Annotated in this window: 16 protein-coding genes; 13 read left to right on the forward strand and 3 right to left on the reverse strand. The window is 35.2% G+C overall.

The features are described from left to right. Positions 1-28 precede the first annotated feature (28 nt). Entirely contained in the window at positions 29-532 is a 504-nt protein-coding gene (ytrI, locus tag LD272_RS09820; RefSeq protein WP_369413963.1) for a sporulation membrane protein YtrI, read from the reverse strand. Continuing rightward, the gene (gene ytrH / locus LD272_RS09825) at positions 532-864 is read right to left on the reverse strand and encodes a sporulation membrane protein YtrH (protein WP_226036435.1); all 333 of its coding nucleotides are present in this window, start codon (positions 862-864) and stop codon (positions 532-534) included. Before ytrH ends, ytrI begins: the two co-directional genes overlap by 1 nt. Positions 865-1,026: 162 nt before the next feature. Here ytrH and dnaE point away from each other — a divergent pair, with 162 nt between their 5' ends. The 8 genes from dnaE to LD272_RS09865 all read left to right on the forward strand — a co-directional run bounded on the left by dnaE (position 1,027) and on the right by LD272_RS09865 (position 11,921). Beyond that, the gene (dnaE, locus tag LD272_RS09830) at positions 1,027-4,377 is read left to right on the forward strand and encodes a DNA polymerase III subunit alpha (protein WP_226036436.1); all 3,351 of its coding nucleotides are present in this window, start codon (positions 1,027-1,029) and stop codon (positions 4,375-4,377) included. 188 nt (positions 4,378-4,565) lie between these two features. Next, positions 4,566-5,807 carry an NADP-dependent malic enzyme gene (gene ystJ, locus LD272_RS09835; protein WP_226036437.1) on the forward strand — a complete coding sequence of 414 codons (1,242 nt, stop codon included), beginning with the start codon at positions 4,566-4,568 and terminating at the stop codon, positions 5,805-5,807. Between the two features lie 32 nt (positions 5,808-5,839). Then, the gene (locus LD272_RS09840) at positions 5,840-6,448 is read left to right on the forward strand and encodes a FadR/GntR family transcriptional regulator (RefSeq protein WP_226036438.1); all 609 of its coding nucleotides are present in this window, start codon (positions 5,840-5,842) and stop codon (positions 6,446-6,448) included. Positions 6,449-6,650: 202 nt separating this feature from the next. Continuing rightward, complete coding sequence (gene accD, locus LD272_RS09845) at positions 6,651-7,511, forward strand: acetyl-CoA carboxylase, carboxyltransferase subunit beta (RefSeq protein ID WP_226036439.1); 861 nt, start codon at positions 6,651-6,653, stop codon at positions 7,509-7,511. Then, positions 7,508-8,473, forward strand: a complete 966-nt coding sequence (accA, locus tag LD272_RS09850) for an acetyl-CoA carboxylase carboxyl transferase subunit alpha (RefSeq protein WP_226036440.1) — start codon at positions 7,508-7,510, stop codon at positions 8,471-8,473. Before accD ends, accA begins: the two co-directional genes overlap by 4 nt. Before the next feature lie 204 nt (positions 8,474-8,677). Beyond that, positions 8,678-9,637, forward strand: a complete 960-nt coding sequence (gene pfkA, locus LD272_RS09855) for a 6-phosphofructokinase (protein ID WP_226036441.1) — start codon at positions 8,678-8,680, stop codon at positions 9,635-9,637. A 42-nt stretch (positions 9,638-9,679) separates the two neighbouring features. Then, positions 9,680-11,440 carry a pyruvate kinase gene (gene pyk, locus LD272_RS09860; protein ID WP_226036442.1) on the forward strand — a complete coding sequence of 587 codons (1,761 nt, stop codon included), beginning with the start codon at positions 9,680-9,682 and terminating at the stop codon, positions 11,438-11,440. A gap of 88 nt (positions 11,441-11,528) precedes the next feature. Then, positions 11,529-11,921 (forward strand): FxsA family protein, encoded by a 393-nt coding sequence (locus tag LD272_RS09865; protein WP_226036443.1) that lies wholly within the window; start codon positions 11,529-11,531, stop codon positions 11,919-11,921. Positions 11,922-12,013: 92 nt separating this feature from the next. Here LD272_RS09865 and ytvI read toward each other — a convergent pair whose 3' ends face one another. Continuing rightward, a complete protein-coding gene (gene ytvI / locus LD272_RS09870; RefSeq protein ID WP_226036444.1) occupies positions 12,014-13,132 on the reverse strand; it encodes a sporulation integral membrane protein YtvI in 1,119 nt (372 codons plus the stop codon). A 93-nt stretch (positions 13,133-13,225) separates the two neighbouring features. On the opposite strand from ytvI, the gene LD272_RS09875 reads away from it, so the two are divergent. From LD272_RS09875 to LD272_RS09895, 5 genes are all read left to right on the forward strand, one after another. Further along, positions 13,226-13,690, forward strand: a complete 465-nt coding sequence (locus LD272_RS09875; protein WP_226036445.1) for a DUF441 domain-containing protein — start codon at positions 13,226-13,228, stop codon at positions 13,688-13,690. A gap of 270 nt (positions 13,691-13,960) precedes the next feature. Next, entirely contained in the window at positions 13,961-15,076 is a 1,116-nt protein-coding gene (gene citZ, locus LD272_RS09880) for a citrate synthase (RefSeq protein ID WP_226036446.1), read from the forward strand. Between the two features lie 135 nt (positions 15,077-15,211). Continuing rightward, entirely contained in the window at positions 15,212-16,483 is a 1,272-nt protein-coding gene (icd, locus tag LD272_RS09885; RefSeq protein WP_226036447.1) for an NADP-dependent isocitrate dehydrogenase, read from the forward strand. An 18-nt stretch (positions 16,484-16,501) separates the two neighbouring features. Then, on the forward strand, positions 16,502-17,440 hold the full coding sequence (gene mdh, locus LD272_RS09890) for a malate dehydrogenase (RefSeq protein ID WP_226036448.1): 939 nt from the start codon (positions 16,502-16,504) through the stop codon (positions 17,438-17,440). Positions 17,441-17,551: 111 nt separating this feature from the next. Next, positions 17,552-18,025, forward strand: coding sequence for a MaoC/PaaZ C-terminal domain-containing protein (locus tag LD272_RS09895; protein WP_226036449.1), 474 nt, complete (start codon positions 17,552-17,554; stop codon positions 18,023-18,025). Positions 18,026-18,118 lie beyond the last annotated feature (93 nt).

The raw sequence follows: 18,118 nt of genomic DNA on the forward strand, positions 1-18,118 counted from the left end.
GAAACTTTCATAAAGTGTTCATAATTGATTAATTAGAAATCGTAATTTCTATGTTTATGTTTATTGTTGATGTAACAAACATTTGTTTAACTTTAGCATTATAAGTAAAACCTTCCACTTTGTATGTCTTACTTTCAATCGTAGATGTTAGAAGCTTATAATTCTCGGCTAAACTATTTATATCTTTCCCAACAACATCTTTAATTTGCTCTCTAATTAATTCTTCTAATTGATGAACAATAAGACTATCTAATTTCAATTGCTTTTCGTTATCAATTTTGACTTCAATTGTGTTTACTGTTATTTTTTCTTTTGATTTCTCATCTAATTCTCGTTTACTATCCTCTAAAATTTCATATTTGTTTTCAAGTTCATTCAGTTGAGAACGCAAATTTAAATTTTCTTCTACCCACCTTTCGTAAAATTGTCCATACATATACGTGAATACAACAAAAGCGATGATTGCACCGATAAAAGTTCCTGCAAAAAATCGTTGCCAACTTTCTTTCTTATAGTATGGTGGAATATGCATCAATCAATACTCTCCTGAGTGAACCACTCAATTAATATAAGAGAAGTTTGAACTCCTCCCATTGCAGTGATAATTAACAATATTTGCTTAACAACATCAATTGTTGAACCTTCAAAAATACCTTTTTCGAAATTAGTAATGGCATCGAATGTGCCGCCTATAGCTGCTACAACTGCCCAAATCCTTAAACTCTTTGCTATTCTATTCATTAAAGTTAACGGTGGATCACCAGTTGCGAATGCTCCAATACTCCCAATTAGTGATCCGCCCATTATTACGCCTAATGCAATAAAGTAACATTGTATCATTGAGGAGAAAAATCTTTCTTCCATTTTATGTTCCATCTCCCTTTTTATTTGTATGCATTGTTTATTTATACTTACAGTAATTGCTTGTTAAAAATTTTATGAAAAATTAGGACAAGATATGTTATTCATTTTCTAGAACGTACTTATTCAGCTATAATAGATGTGAAAGAAAAAGGCGGGAATTTAATGGGATTTACACATTTGCAAATTAGAAGTGGATATAGTTTATTGAAAAGCTCAGTAATGATAGATAAGCTTGTTAATCGCTCGAAACAACTTGGTTTTAAATCTCTAGCGTTGACCGATGAACAAGTTATGCATGGAGCTGTTTCATTCTACAAAGCGTGTCAAAATAATGATATCAAGCCGGTTCTGGGAATGACAGTCCAGCTAGAGGATGAAAATAAAAGCGCAGAGACTTGTATCCTACTTGCCGAAAATAATCAAGGATATCAAAATTTGTTGAAATTGAGTACACACATCCAATTACAAGAAAAATCTAATATAGATAAAGGTGATATAAATTTATATCTACCAGGTCTAATTTTAATTTTGCCGATCTATCAACCAGCTATTGTGAAACTTGTAATGAATGATCGTGAGAAAGCATTAGACCATATACTGGGCTGGAAAAATTTAGTTCCAGGTAATAATTTTTATGTTGGGATTGAAAATAACCCCCAGATGGAAAAGAGTTTCATGGAAATTATAAAAAGTTTTTGTGAATTCCAAAATATACAAGCTACAGCATTGGGTGATGTTAGATATATAAATAGCACAGATAAAGAAGCATATGAATGCTTGCAGGTAATAAGAGAAGGAGCTAAGTGGGATACAAATAAACAAATGCCAGTGAAAAATCAACATCTCTGTTCCGAACAAGAAATGGAAAGCTTCTTCGCTAAACTTTGGCCCGAATTAGTGAAGGAATCAGAGAAGATATCTGAACGGTGTAATGTTGAACTAAATTTAGATGAGCGAATGATTCCATCCTATCCTGTTCCTACAGGTAAAACTGCATACAATTATTTAGAAAACTTATGTTTCAATCAACTTTCTAGTACATATAAAGTAGAGAAAAAAAGTGCTGAAAAACGGTTGAATTATGAATTAGAAATTATCAAGTCAATGGATTTTAGTGACTACTTCTTAATTGTTTGGGACTTCATCCAATTTTCCAAGAAACAAAATATAATGGTTGGTCCAGGACGAGGCTCTGCAGCGGGCTCAATTGTAGCTTATTTATTAGGAATTACTAATGTCGACCCGATTAAATATGGATTGCTTTTTGAACGATTTTTGAATCCAGAGCGGGTAACTATGCCTGATATTGATATTGATTTTTCAGACCATCGAAGAGATGAAGTTATTCAGTATGTGAGAGACAAATACGGTGCTGAGCATGTTGCCCAAATAATTACATTCGGAACGTTTGCCGCGCGATCATTACTGAGAGAATTAATTAAAACAATGGATATCGATCAACAAGATGCAGCGTTTATTTTAAAAGAAATACCGACACAAACTTCCAAAAACATAGTAGATAGCGTCAAATCATCGAGTGCGCTGACGGATTATGTTAGACAATCATCAAAGCTACAAGAACTATTTAAAATTGCTGCTAAATTAGAAGGTTTACCTAGGCATATTTCTACCCATGCCGCTGGAGTTATTATTAGCCAAAAGCGATTAGTTGAACATGTGCCGTTAATTTCTTCCGGTAATGATATTTATTTGACACAATTTGCTATGAAAGAATTAGAAGCTATCGGTCTATTAAAAATGGATTTCTTAGGCTTGCGTAATCTAACGTTATTGGAAAGAATAATTAACTCAATTAAACTAACGAAAAATAGGATAATTACTATTGGAGATATACCTTTTAATGACCAGAAAACTTTATCATTGTTACAAAAAGGAAAGACAAATGGTGTTTTTCAACTTGAATCACAAGGAATGCAACGTGTACTTACTGACTTGAAGCCAACTGACTTTGAAGATGTTGTAGCCGTTAATGCTTTATATAGGCCGGGTCCAATGGATTATATCCCTGTTTACGTAAACCGTAAACACAATCGTGAACCTATTACATACCCACATCAAGATTTAAAACCAATTTTAGAAAAAACTTATGGGGTACTCGTCTATCAGGAACAAATTATGCAGATTGCGAGTAAAATGGCGGGTTATACGCTAGGACAAGCAGATATTTTACGTAGAGCAGTTAGTAAAAAACAATCGGAAGTAATGCACCAACAACAGAATGAATTTATTCAGGGATGTATCAAAAATGGATACAATCAATCAGTAGCCGAGGAAATTTTTGCCTGGATTGTCCGCTTTTCAAATTATGGGTTCAATCGCAGTCACGCAGTTGCTTATAGTATGATTTCCTATCAATTAGCATATTTGAAAACACATTACCCAGCAGAGTTTTTGGCTGAGATATTGACATCAGTCTCTAGTCAGCAGGAGAAAGTTCGCTTATATATGAGGGAAGCTAAAGAGTTCAATATTAAAGTTTTATCACCCTCATTAAATAAAAGTTTTGGAAAGTTCACCGTTGAAAACGGGGATATACGAATGGGACTTCTTACTATTAAAGGGGTTGGCCATCAGCAGCTTAAAGAAATTATTCGTATTCGTAAGGATGGTCCTTTTAAGCACCTTTTTGATTTTTGTTTACGTGTGCCATTAAAAATGATAAACCGGCAAGTGATTGAATCATTAATATTAGCAGGAGCATTTGATGAAACAAATTTGAATCGTGCTAGTCTCTTAGCAACAATTGATCAAGCAATTGAACAAGGTGAATTATTTCGAGAGTTTGAAGACCAGCCAACCTTCTTCCAAAATGATATTGAACTAGATGCTTCCTATGTAGATACTGAGCCTTTTTCTAAAATGAAACAATTAGCATTTGAAAAGGAATTGTTAGGTGTTTACATGTCGAGTCATCCTTTATCAGAGTATAGAGATAAGATAAGGGCGAGGGGGATTCTCGGGTTATCAGAATTGAAAAGGAATATAGGTCAAAACAACATGCGGACGAGTGCTGTCATCCAGGGGATAAAGTCGATACGGACAAAACGGGGCGATCCGATGGCTTTTCTTACACTTGGGGACGAGAGCGATGAAATGGAAGCTGTTTTATTTCCGGAGTTATATAGAAGTGTTCATCGATGGCTTAAAGAAGAAGCTCTAGTCTTTGTGAAAGGAAAAGTGGAAAAAAGAAATGAACGTATTCAATTGTTGATTTCAGAACTGTCTCCTTTTGAAGAAGAACAATTAGCAACAAGTGCCACTAGTCAGTTGTTTGTCAAAATCATCAACGATAAGGATCAAGAAGTATTAGACAAAATAAAGCAAATAGCAAATAAATTTCCTGGCGATACTTCCGTCATTATTTATCATAAACAAAAGCAAGCGACGTATCAACTATCAAGTTCCTATTATATTAAACCGAACCAACAGTGCTTACGAGAATTTTATAAGTTGTTTGGAGAAAAAAATGTTGCCCTGAAAAACATTCTTTAGAAAAAATAATAGTGAAATTTAATGGATTAAATGGAAATAAGTAGTTTACTGTCAATTATTAGGCCAATATAAATTCCACTTTACACTCAAAACTCATTTGTTATAATGTAGTAGTTAAGTGGTCAGACCAATTTATTTTTTGATAAACTACTAAGTCTTTTTTTATCATGTAAAGGAGCGGAAGAAACGTGTCAAATTTACGAGATGAAGCGTTACATATCCATCGTATTAATCAAGGGAAATTAACTATACAGTCTAAAGTACCAGTTCGAAATGCGCGGGATCTGAGCTTGGCATACTCTCCTGGCGTCGCTGAACCTTGTAAGGAAATTTATGATAACAAGGATTCCGTTTACGAATACACGATGAAAGGGAATATGGTAGCGGTCGTCAGCGATGGATCGGCTGTGTTAGGACTAGGAAATATAGGGCCTTCTGCTGCTCTTCCCGTAATGGAAGGTAAGTCCGTTCTATTTAAAACTTTTGCTGGTGTTGATTCTTTTCCAATTTGTTTAGATACGCATGACGTTGAAGAAATTGTTAGAACAGTTAAACTAATGGAACCAACTTTTGGTGGAGTAAATCTTGAAGATATTGCAGCACCAAATTGTTTTATTATTGAAGAACGTTTAAAAAAGGAAACGAATATTCCCATATTTCATGATGATCAACATGGTACAGCAATTGTTACAGTAGCTGGCCTATTAAATGCACTTAAACTCGTTAATAAAAAGTTTACTGATATAAAAGTAGTAGCTAATGGAGCCGGAGCTGCTGGTATTGCTATTATAAAATTATTATATAGCTTCGGTGTACGAGATATAATTATGTGTGACTCCAAAGGCGCTATTTTTGAAGGCAGAAACTATGGTATGAATGAAGTTAAGGATGAGGTTGCCAAGTTAACTAATAAAAATAATCAAGAAGGAAATTTAGAAGAAGTTATAAAATGCTCCGATGTTTTTATAGGTGTTTCGATTGGTGGTCTTCTATCGGTAGAAATGGTTAAGACTATGAACGAGGATCCAATTATATTTGCTATGGCAAATCCAGATCCAGAGATAATGCCGGAGCTTGCTAAAGAAGCAGGAGCTAGAGTTATTGGAACAGGAAGATCAGATTTTCCTAACCAAGTAAATAATGTGTTAGCTTTTCCAGGTATTTTTAGAGGTGCTTTAGATGTTAGAGCAACCAGAATCAATGAAAAAATGAAAGTGGCTGCAGTGGAGGCTATTGCTTCATTAATCACAGAAGATGAATTAAATCCAGACTATGTAATTCCAGCGCCGTTTGACGAAAGAGTTGCTCCAGCAGTTGCAAAAAGTGTGGCAAGAGCTGCGATGGAATCGGGTGTTGCAAGGCTTGATGTAGATCCGGAACAAATTGCAGAAAAAACAAGACGTCTAACACTCGTTAATAATAAAGTTTGATTTGTTCATAAAGGAGGTCCATAGGCCATTACATGTCTAGCAAAACAAAGGTATATGAGGAAGTATTAAATCAAATTAGAAATTTTATAAATGAAAATGAATTATCACCAGGTGATAGGCTTCCTTCAGAACGTGAACTCTCTGAACAATTAAATGCGGGTAGGTCATCAGTTCGAGAGGGCCTTAGGGCAATGGAACTATTAGGTTTAATTGAAACTAGGAGAGGTGAAGGCACGTTTCTTAGTTCCTACCGTCCGCATCATACTGTTGAATTACTTTCTGCATTTATTTTACAAGAACCGAAAATTAAAAAAGATATTTTACTTGCTAAAAGAATTTTAGAAAAAGAAGCTACAAAAATGGCCTTTAGCCGAGTGAAGAATGGAGGAATAGAAGAGCTATCTTCAGTCCTTAGCAATGGTAAGATTAATGAGAAGCAAAGGCATTCTGAATTTTTTATCATTATTTTTCAACATGCTGAAAACCACTTATTACAAAAGATTTGGCAGCTAATGGAAGATTTTTCTTATACGATTGAAAAAAATTCTTATAATAGCCAATTCTATAGCCAATTAATAGAAACTATTAATGCCGGCAAATATGAAACAATTGAGGGTTTATTTGATTATTTATACAATTAAATCAATTTCATAATTACCTTATGCAGCAATTGTCATCCACAAGTAGTTTTCAGAATGGTCTATCCCAACTATATGCGGATGACGACTTTCAAAAAATCAGTATTATAAAATTGATTAAATTAGCATTTTAACAACTTTCAAACAATCAATTATTAGTAAAATGATTGTTTATAGAGGTGTTCGTTAAAGGAGGAACTAACCCTTGCTTAAAGATTTTTTTACTAAGAAGAAAAAATATGCATCTATCCCGAGAGAAGAAGCTAAACAAGATGTACCTGAAGGGTTAATGCAAAAATGTACCGGCTGCAGAAAAATATTTTATCGTAAGGAAATGAAAAAAAACTTAGATGTTTGTCCTAATTGTGACTATCATCACCAAATGACTGCTTTTGATCGAATCAATAGTCTCGTTGATGAAGGCACGTTCCTAGAATGGGACAAAAATTTAATTTCTAATAATCCATTACAATTCCCAGATTATGAGGCAAAGTTAGAAAAAGATCGCAAAAAAACAGGTTTAAACGAAGCTATTGTAACTGGAAAAGGTAAAATTGAAGGACAAGAAACTGTGATTGCTGTGATGGATGCCTCCTTCCGTATGGGGAGTATGGGATCAGTTGTCGGTGAAAAAATAGCGAGAGCAATAGAAAATGCTAGAGAGCAGTCACTACCTTTTATCATCTTTACTGCCTCTGGTGGGGCAAGAATGCAAGAAGGTGTCCTTAGTTTAATGCAAATGACTAAAACATCTGTTGCTATTCAACGATTTCATAACTCTGGTGGTCTTATGATTTCCGTTATGACTAATCCAACAACCGGCGGTGTATCTGCTAGTTTTGCATCATTAGGTGATTATAACTTTGCAGAACCTGGTGCACTTATTGGCTTTGCGGGTAGAAGGATTATTGAACAAACGATTAGAGAAAAATTACCGGATGATTTCCAAACAGCAGAGTTTCAGCTGAAACATGGTCAACTGGATAAAGTGATCGCAAGACATGAAATGAAGGATGTACTGGTTACCTTACTGGATATCCATCAATCAGGGGGGGATAGTAAATGAAACAAGTACTAGAATTCGAAAAACCCGTGATTGAATTAAGAGAGAAGATAACTGAATTAAAGGATTTAACAAAAGATAGTAATATCGATTTGACTAGTGAAATATCGACTTTAGAGAGTAGATTGGAGAAATTAGAAACTGATATATACGGTAATCTTAAACCTTGGGACCGGGTTCAAATCGCTAGACACTCTGAGCGACCAACAACGTTAGATTACATCGAATATTTGTTCACTGATTTTTTAGAATTTCATGGAGACCGCCTGTTTGGCGATGATGAAGCAATTGTAGCAGGAATTGGTAAATATAAAGATTCACCGGTGACAATTATTGGTCATCAACGAGGCAAGAATACAAAAGAAAATATTAGAAGAAACTTTGGTAGTCCACACCCAGAGGGATACAGAAAAGCACTACGTCACATGAAACAAGCTGAAAAATTTAAGAGACCAATTATTTGTTTTATTGATACAAAGGGTGCGTATCCGGGGAAAGCTGCTGAGGAGCGGGGACAAAGTGAAGCAATTGCTAGAAATTTAATGGAAATGGCAGGATTGTCAGTTCCGATTATTTGTGTTGTCATCGGAGAAGGTGGAAGTGGAGGGGCTCTTGCACTAGGTGTGGGTGACCATATTCATATGCTAGAAAACTCGACCTATTCTGTTATATCTCCTGAAGGGGCTGCAGCATTGTTATGGAAAGACTCGGGGGAAGCTCAAAAGGCAGCTGAATCTTTAAAAATTACTTCCTTTGATTTAAAAGAATTAGGTGTAATTGAGGAAATAATCTCTGAGCCGCGAGGCGGGGCACATAGGGATGTCGCTGCGCAGGCGAAATCAATAGATAAGATAATTAAAAAATCACTTGACCAATTAGTAGCTTTAAATAAAGAAGAATTACTTGAGAGAAGATGGGAAAAGTATAAACAAATTGGTGATATTAATGAACTAACAGACATCTAACAATCTTCCTCGTATTTCTGTTCACTTTTGCCCTTGCCAATTATCTATTGGCAAGGGTATCTTCTGTAAAAAACAATTTGAAATAAAATTGTAATATTTAGGGATGAGTTTCTTATTTCTTTCATGTATAATCTATTAGTGTTCAATACTTGTTTAGTTTTGTCGTGAATTGGGGAAATTTATTAAATAGAGGTGATGTTTAAAATGAAAAAAATTGGAGTTTTAACAAGTGGTGGAGATGCTCCCGGAATGAATGCAGCTGTTAGAGCAGTAGTCAGAAAATCTATCTTTCATGATATGGAAGTCTTCGGTATTTATAATGGGTATCAGGGTCTGATGGAAGGGAACATAAAGAAAATGGAACTAGGTTCTGTCGGTGACATTATTCAACGTGGTGGTACAATTCTATATTCTGCCCGTTCAGAGGAATTCAAGACAGAAGAAGGTCAACAAGCTGCCATTAAACAATTAAAAAAGTTTGGAATCGAAGGACTTATTGTAATTGGTGGTGATGGTTCTTTTCGCGGCGCCGAAAAGTTAACTAAAAAAGGTTATCCATGTATCGGAGTTCCAGGAACAATTGACAACGATATACCAGGGACAGATTTTACGATAGGTTTTGACACTGCACTGAATACTATAATTGATGCCATTGATAAGATTAGAGATACAGCTACATCACATGAGCGTACATATGTTGTAGAAGTTATGGGACGAAATGCAGGTGACCTTGCTTTATGGGCTGGGCTTGCTGATGGTGCAGAAAGTATATTAATTCCTGAAAAACCAGACGATTTTAAATCAGTGGTAGATAAATTAGTAAGGGGTCAAGAACGAGGGAAAAAACATAGTATCATTATATTAGCAGAAGGCGTAGGAAGTGGATTTGATTACGGACATCGTATCGAGGAAGCAACCAAAATGGAGACGAGAGTAACTATTTTAGGTCATATTCAACGCGGTGGATCTCCAACTGGATTTGACCGGGTACTAGCTAGTAGGTTGGGTGCTAAAGCTGTAGATCTTTTGTTAGAAGGAAAAGCAGGGCGAGTAGTTGGTATTCAAAAAAATGAATTAGTTGACCACGATATTGTAGAAATCTTAACTCATTCACATGAAATTAATATGGATATGTATAGATTATCTAATGAGTTATCTATATAATAATGTAATTTTTTGTTATAGATTTGAAGGAGGAAACTGAAAATGAGAAGGACAAAAATTGTATGTACAATAGGACCCGCATCTGAGACAGTTGAGAAATTAGAGAAATTAATTGAAGCTGGAATGAACGTAGCTAGATTGAATTTCTCCCATGGAGATTTTGATGAGCATGGACAGCGGATAAAAAACATTCGCGAAGCATCAAAGCGAACTGGAAAAACTGTTGCTATTTTATTAGATACAAAAGGACCTGAAATTAGAACTGGAACATTAAAAGGTGGACAGGCTCAACTAACAAAAGGAAACATTGTACATGTGTCTATGAATGAAATTGAAGGTTCTGCCGAGCGAATCTCAGTTACTTATCCTCAATTAATTGAGGATGTACATGTAGGTTCTAAGTTATTGTTAGATGATGGTTTAATCGAACTTGAAGTATTAGAAATTCTTGAAGATAAAAATGAATTAAAAACAAAAGCGTTAAACTCAGGCCTTCTTAAAAATAAAAAAGGAGTAAATGTACCGAATGTTAGTGTAAAACTACCGGGTATCACAGATAAAGATGCTAGTGATATTAAGTTTGGTATTGAACAAGGGGTGGATTTTATTGCCGCTTCATTTGTTCGTCGTTCATCGGATGTATTAGATATTAGAGGATTACTTGAAGAAAATAATGCAACACATATCCACGTTATTCCTAAGATTGAAAACCGTGAAGGTGTCGATAATTTAGATAGTATTTTACAGGTAAGTGACGGATTAATGGTTGCTAGAGGAGACTTAGGTGTAGAGATTCCACCTGAGGATGTGCCACTAGTACAAAAAGATATGATTCGTAAATGTAACACAGCAGGCAAGCCAGTTATAACCGCTACCCAAATGCTAGATTCTATGCAACGTAATCCAAGACCAACACGCGCCGAAGCATCAGATGTTGCTAATGCTATTTTTGATGGTTCGGATGCAATTATGCTTTCAGGAGAAACCGCTGCAGGTGACTATCCTGTAGAAGCCGTTCAAACAATGAGTAATATTGCTACTAAAGCTGAGACAGCACTTGATCATAAAGCAATATTAGATCTCCGCTCTAAATCAAGTGATATAACAATTACTGATGCAATTAGCCAGTCTGTTAATCACTCAGCAATGAATCTAGAAGTAAATGCAATTTTGACGCCAACGGTAAGTGGTCATACGGCAAGAATGATTTCAAAGTATCGACCAAAAGCACCAATCATTGCAGTAACTTTTGATGAAAGAGTTAGCCGAAAGTTATCTCTTGTTTGGGGTGTTGAAACAATTATTGGTAAAATGGCGCATAGCACAGATGATGTATTAGATGTTGCGATTGAAAGAGGATTAGCTACAAATTACTTCAAACGTGGAGACCGAGTTATTATTACTGCAGGTGTACCAGTTGGAGAAAGTGGAACAACTAACTTGATGAAGGTCCATATTATTGGTGACGTGTTAGCTAAAGGACAAGGTGTCGGTAAGGGGAGTTCTTATGGTCGAGCGATCATTGCAAAAAATGCTAAAGAAGCCTTAAGTAAGATACAAGAAGGCGATATTCTTGTTACTTATGGAACTGATAAAGATATGATGCCTGCAATTGAAAAGGCAAGTGGAATTATTACCGAAGAAGCTGGCTTAACTTCACATGCAGCGGTAGTCGGACTTAGCCTTGGTATTCCGGTTATTGTTGGAGTAGATAAAGCAGTTGACTTTATTGAAGATAGTAAGGATATTACTATTGATGCAAGCAAAGGTGACATTTATGCTGGGCACGCGAGCGTGCTATAATTAGAATGAAAATAAAATGAGAAGGGGCTCCCTTCTCATTTTATTATAATGAAATATTCAACCTAGGGCCAAATAGGGAGTGGTGCAAATGTTCAGGTGGATTTTTTTGTTTGTGTTAATTGTACCTGCTTTAGAAATCGGTGTACTGGTATGGGCAGGTGGGTACATAGGACCTTGGTGGGTAATATTTTTAATTATCTTAACAGGTATCTTAGGTGCTTGGCTTGCTAAACTTCAAGGATTAGAAACAATTAATAAAGCAAGAGAATCAATCTCTTATGGTCTCCCACCTCACGAAGAAATTTTCGATGGGATTTGTATTTTAATTGGAGCTGCTGTCCTGTTAACACCAGGCTTTATTACTGATGCAATTGGTTTTCTATTATTATTGCCACAATCAAGAAGGCCAATTAAAATCTGGATGCAAGGAATGTTGAAAAAAATGATGAATAATGGATCAATTACTTTTTTTCGCAGATAAACAAATCAATTGTTAATACTAAAGACTCTTCAATAATAGATGATAAAAAAGAACTGGTTGTTAACAATCAGTTCTTTTTTAATTGACTGTATTCAAATGATTTCTTTCCCTAAAATGTAATCCCAGACTTCATCAATAACCCCTGTTTGATAAAGTGTGTTGATTATAACTAAAATAACAGGTCCGAAAATTAGACCTAGAAATCCCCATACTTGAAAACCTACAAAAAGTGCAACAAGTGTTGCAAGTGGATGTAGTCCAATGTTTGATGATAGTACTTTGGGTTCCATTAATTGTCTTTGTACAACAACAGTAATGTATAAAAGAGTTAATCCAATTGTAAGAAAGTAATTCCCACTGAAGAACATATAAAGTATCCAGGGGATAAAAACTAACCCTGTACCTAAATATGGTAATAAATCAATTAAACCGGTGATAAGAGCAATTGTTATTGCATAGTCAACTCTTAAAATAATTAAGCCAACAAAAACGATTAATGCAGTAATAGAAATTAAAGTAAGCTGAGCTTTTATAAAGCCAAAAAGAGCTTTTTTAAGTCCTTTGAAGACATCACCACCTGGTTCAGTAAGTGAGTTAGGAGTTATTTTTTTAACAAGATCACCTAACTTGTACCAATCTTTGCTAATAAAAAAGGTACCTAATAACGAAAAGACTAGTACCGATAGGTAATTTGGCAAGTTTCCTAATGTAGTTGGTATTTTTTGTAAAAAAAGCCGAATAATACTTGCCCCGGATGCCGCTATCTCCTCACCGAACTTTTGAATATTATCTATAATTGCAGCTTGTTGGGAGGGGTCCAAAGTATTCATTAATGATGCAAGCTTTTGATATATTGGAATTATTTGATGTGTTATAAAACTGTGAAAAAAGATAATCAAGAGTTCGAAATTTTCAGGAATATGTTCTGCTAAGTACGTTGTTCCGTTTACAAATTCAAATACTAAAAAAGTAATACAACCTGAGATTATAGCTAAAATAAATAAAATAGCTATTAGCACTGCTAGAGGTCTTGGTACGTTGGTCCTTGTCTCTAAAAAATTAACTAGTGGATTCATGAAAAATGCAAAAATAAGTGCAATGATAAAAGGATACATGTATTTGGCACCATAATATAAAAATAATAGAGAAATACTAATTACTAATAAAACAATAAAGAACCGAATTATTCGGTATAAATAGGTTAAAGGCATGAAGCAACTCCTTTTTAAATTTTTATTTCCGTACGTATTTGTGTTACTATTAAAATGGTTTATAGACTCATTTGTGGTTCTTGGAGGATTATTATGGTTAATCAGTCAACATTATTTCTTCTTATTCTATTTTTACTGGGTTATATTGGAAAAAACCAGTCAATTATGATAGCTGTCTATGTTTTGGTTGGATTACAACTATTTAAATTAGATCAGCGCTTATTTCCGATATTTGAAGCTAAAGGAATAAGTTGGGGAGTAACGATTATCACAATTGCGGTGCTAGTACCGATAGCAACTGGTGAAATAGGCTTTAAAGAGTTATTAAGCAGTGTTAAATCCTATTATGCATGGATTGCTTTAGGTGCAGGGATTTTCGTTGCCATAATTGCAAAAAATGGTTTAGATTTACTTGCTAATGATCCACATTTAACAACTGCATTAGTAATGGGAACTATATTAGCTGTAGTGTTTTTCCAAGGAGTTGCTGTTGGACCATTAATTGGTGCAGGTATAGCCTATATGGTTATGAAAGCTGTAGATTTTTTTGTCTTATAGAAACGATTGCTAGTTATTTATATGAAAGAGTTTCAAATAATATTAAATTCTCACTAAAATTTAATCGGTTTCATTTCACAAATAATTCATAATTGTTTATAATTACTGTGGGGATGTTCAAAAGCATAGGCATTGAATTTTTAAGTGTAAATTATGTTTTTGACTTATATATTGTTTGCTGTGCATTTTTTGATGTTTTATTCTTATCTAATGGGACAATTCATGTGAAGAATGGAGCAAATTGGTTAAAGAGAAAAGGAGAGGGATATAATGTCGACCACTAAGGGACTAGAAGGGGTAATTGCAACAGAATCATCTATTAGTTCTATCATCGATGACCAATTAACTTATGTTGGTTATAGAATTGATGATCTTGCTGAAAATTCTAGCTTCGAGGAAGTTGTTTTCCTTTTATGGAACAAGAGACTTCCGAAGTCAGACGAATTGAATGAATTTAAAAATGAATTAATCTCGAATATGGAAATCCCAAGCGCATTGATAGATCATTTTAGATCCTATGAGCTTAGTTCTGTTCATCCAATGGCTGCGCTTAGAACTGCTGTATCATTACTAGGTCTATATGATTCAGAGGCTGACGTGATGGAGTCTGGTGCGAATTTCCGAAAGGCTATCCGTTTACAGGCGAAAATTTCTACATTAGTAACAGCATTTTCACGTATCCGTGATGGAAAAGATCCTGTGTCGCCTAATAAGGATCTCAGTTATGCAGCTAATTTCTTGTATATGCTTAATGGAGAAATACCAAACGACCTAGAGGTAGAAGCAATTAATAAAGCCCTTATCCTACATGCAGACCATGAATTAAATGCTTCAACGTTTACTGCTAGAGTATGTGTGGCCACGCTATCTGATGTTTATTCAGGCATAACAGCAGCGATTGGTGCTCTAAAAGGACCACTACATGGCGGTGCCAATGAGCGAGTGATGGAAATGCTTACCGAAATTGGTGAAGTTGATAATGCAATTCCTTATATTAAGCAAAAAATGGATAATAAAGAAAAGATAATGGGAATGGGCCACCGTGTTTATCGTACAGGTGATCCTCGTGCGAAACATTTGAAAAAAATGTCTAAAGAGTTGACTGAGTTATCAGGTCAATCAAAATGGTATGAAATGTCAATTAAAATTGAAGATTACATTAAAGAAGAAAAAGGATTGCCAGCTAACGTAGATTTTTATTCTGCGTCCGTATATCATAGTCTGGGTATTAAACATGACTTATTCACACCTATATTTGCAGTAAGTCGTTTTTCTGGTTGGTTAGCACATATTTTAGAACAATATGATAACAATCGTTTGATTCGTCCTCGTGCTGAATATGTAGGTCCAAAAGTTGAATCATATACACCGATTGAAAACAGATAATAATTACTAATTACGTTGGTAATCAAATCTAAGTATGATATATATTTTAGTGATTAGTTTACCTTGACCTGTGAAGGTTCAATGGTTATATGATACTATTTAAATAGAAGTGAACAATATTAGGAGGAATAAATTATGGTACAAGCTGAAAAAATTACTGTTGAAAAAGGGGTTATTAATGTTCCAAATCGACCAATAATTCCGTTCATTGAAGGTGACGGTACTGGGGCAGACATTTGGGCATCGGCAAGAAGAGTGATTGAGGCTGCTGTAGAGAAAGCCTACAATGGTGAGAAGTCAATCGAGTGGAAAGAAGTTTATGCAGGTCAAAAATCCTACGATCGTTCAGGAGAGTGGCTTCCCGATGAAACGTTAGATACAATTCGCGAATATAAAGTAGCAATTAAAGGTCCATTAACTACGCCTATCGGTGGAGGAATAAGATCATTAAACGTGGCATTGCGACAAGAATTAGATTTATTTACTTGTTTACGTCCTGTTCGTTATTTTGCTGGAGTTCCATCACCTGTGAAACGCCCAGAAGATACTGACATGGTAATCTTTCGTGAAAATACCGAAGACATTTATGCAGGTATTGAATGGCAACAAGGATCTCCTGAGGCTAAAAAAGTGATTGATTTTCTTCAAAATGAGATGGGAGTACATAACATTCGGTTTCCTGAAACGTCAGGTATTGGTGTTAAACCAATTTCTGAAGAAGGTACAAAACGCCTTGTTCGTTCAGCTATTGATTATGCAATCAATGAGGGACGTAAGAGCGTAACACTTGTACACAAAGGAAATATCATGAAATTTACTGAAGGTGCATTTAAAGCATGGGGCTATGAGCTAGCTGAACAAGAGTATGGAGATAAAGTCTTTACTTGGGGCGAATATGATAAAATCGTAGAAGAAAAAGGTAGAGAAGCTGCAGATAAAGCACAAGAAGCTGCTGAAAAAGCAGGTAAAATTATAGTGAAAGACTCTATTGCGGATATTTTCTTGCAACAGATTCTTACACGTCCGCGTGAATTTGATGTTGTAGCTACAATGAACTTAAATGGAGATTATATTTCTGACGCATTAGCTGCTCAAGTTGGTGGAATTGGGATTGCTCCAGGAGCTAATATCAACTATGAAACAGGTCATGCTATCTTTGAAGCAACTCATGGTACTGCTCCAAAATATGCGGGTCTCGATAAAGTGAATCCTTCATCCATAATTCTATCTGCTGTATTAATGTTAGAGCATTTAGAGTGGAGAGAAGCTGCTGATCTTATTACAAACTCAATGAATAAAACAATCGGATCTAAAGTTGTAACTTACGACTTTGCTCGGATGATGGAAGGTGCAACAGAAGTAAAGACATCAGAATTTGGAGATGAACTAATCAAAAATATGGGCTAAGGAGATGATCGTTATACTATGGCTATAAACAGGAAGAAAATTTCTGTTATTGGAGGAGGATTTACTGGTGCTACAACAGCTCTAATGGTTGCTCAAAAAGAACTAGCTGATGTTGTATTAGTTGATATTCCTGACATGGAAGATCCCACAAAGGGTAAGGCTTTAGATATGCTTGAGGCAAGTCCTGTTCAAGGTTTTGATGCTACTATCACTGGTACATCAAATTATGAAGATACTAAAGGATCCGACCTTGTAATTATTACAGCTGGTATTGCACGTAAGCCTGGTATGAGTCGCGACGATTTAGTTAACACTAATGCTAAAATAATGAAAAGTGTTACGAAAGAAATAGTTAGGTATTCGCCAGAGACGATTATCCTTGTATTAACAAACCCAGTTGATGCAATGACATACACAGTTTTTAAGGAATCAGGTTTTCCAAAAAATCGTGTTATCGGACAATCAGGTGTACTTGATTCGGCGAGGTTCCGCACTTTTGTCGCTCAGGAACTTAACCTTTCAGTTAAAGATATAACTGGATTTGTTCTCGGTGGACATGGTGATGATATGGTACCGCTGATTCGCTATTCATATGCGGGTGGTATTCCACTAGAAAAGCTAATTTCTAAGGATCGTCTAGAAGCAATTGTTGAGCGGACAAGAAAAGGTGGAGGAGAAATTGTTGGCCTCTTAGGAAATGGTAGTGCCTACTATGCCCCAGCTGCTTCTTTAACTGTAATGGCAGAGGCAATTCTTAAAGACCAGCGAAGAGTTCTTCCTAGTATTACTTTTCTAGAAGGTGAATACGGTTATTCTGATATTTACCTGGGTGTTCCGACGATTATTGGAGGAAACGGACTAGAAGAGATTATTGAGTTGGACTTAACAACTGATGAAAAAGCTGCACTAGATAAGTCAGCTGAATCAGTTAAAAATGTTCTGCAAGTTTTGAAATAATCAAGTAGTAGAATGTTTGTAATTAAACCCTTGTCATGGTCTAGAGTGACAGGGGTTTTTTACTAATGAAAATTAAAGACTAATCATATTAAACTAGCGAGGCGATAAAATATGCTTGGGAAAAAACGTAAAATTGGAAAAAAAATAAACCAATTGAAGATAGGGGAATCCTATCAAGTTTCTCAAAAAATAGAAGATAAGGATCTTTTGTTATATTTAGGATTGACAAATGATGCAAATCCACTCTACATTCAACATGATTATGCGTCTCAAACCCCTTATAAACGACCTTTAGTACCTTCAGTAATGCTATTTGGGATGGTGTCGTCGGTTGTCTCAATGCATTTACCTGGACCAGGTAGTCATATTGTTCAACATCAAATGAGTTTTCCGGAATCTGTATATCATTATGATCTTGTAGATTTTCAGATAGAAATTACCGCTATTGATTATGAAAAGCATCAAGTTAATTTATCTGTAATTGGTACGAACCAGGATGAAAAAGAGGTTATAATCGGTTCTTTAATTGTTTCACCACCATTTGAACTTGAATCTATTACAACGAATACATTAAATAACTTTTAAATAATCACCCTATCTTTGTAAAGAAAATTTTACAATAGTTTATTGTACAGTCGTGTTCACATAAACACCACGACATTGTATGATGAACAGAGT

The organism is Aquibacillus saliphilus (assembly GCF_020404745.1).
GTDB lineage: Bacteria > Bacillota > Bacilli > Bacillales > Amphibacillaceae > Aquibacillus > Aquibacillus saliphilus.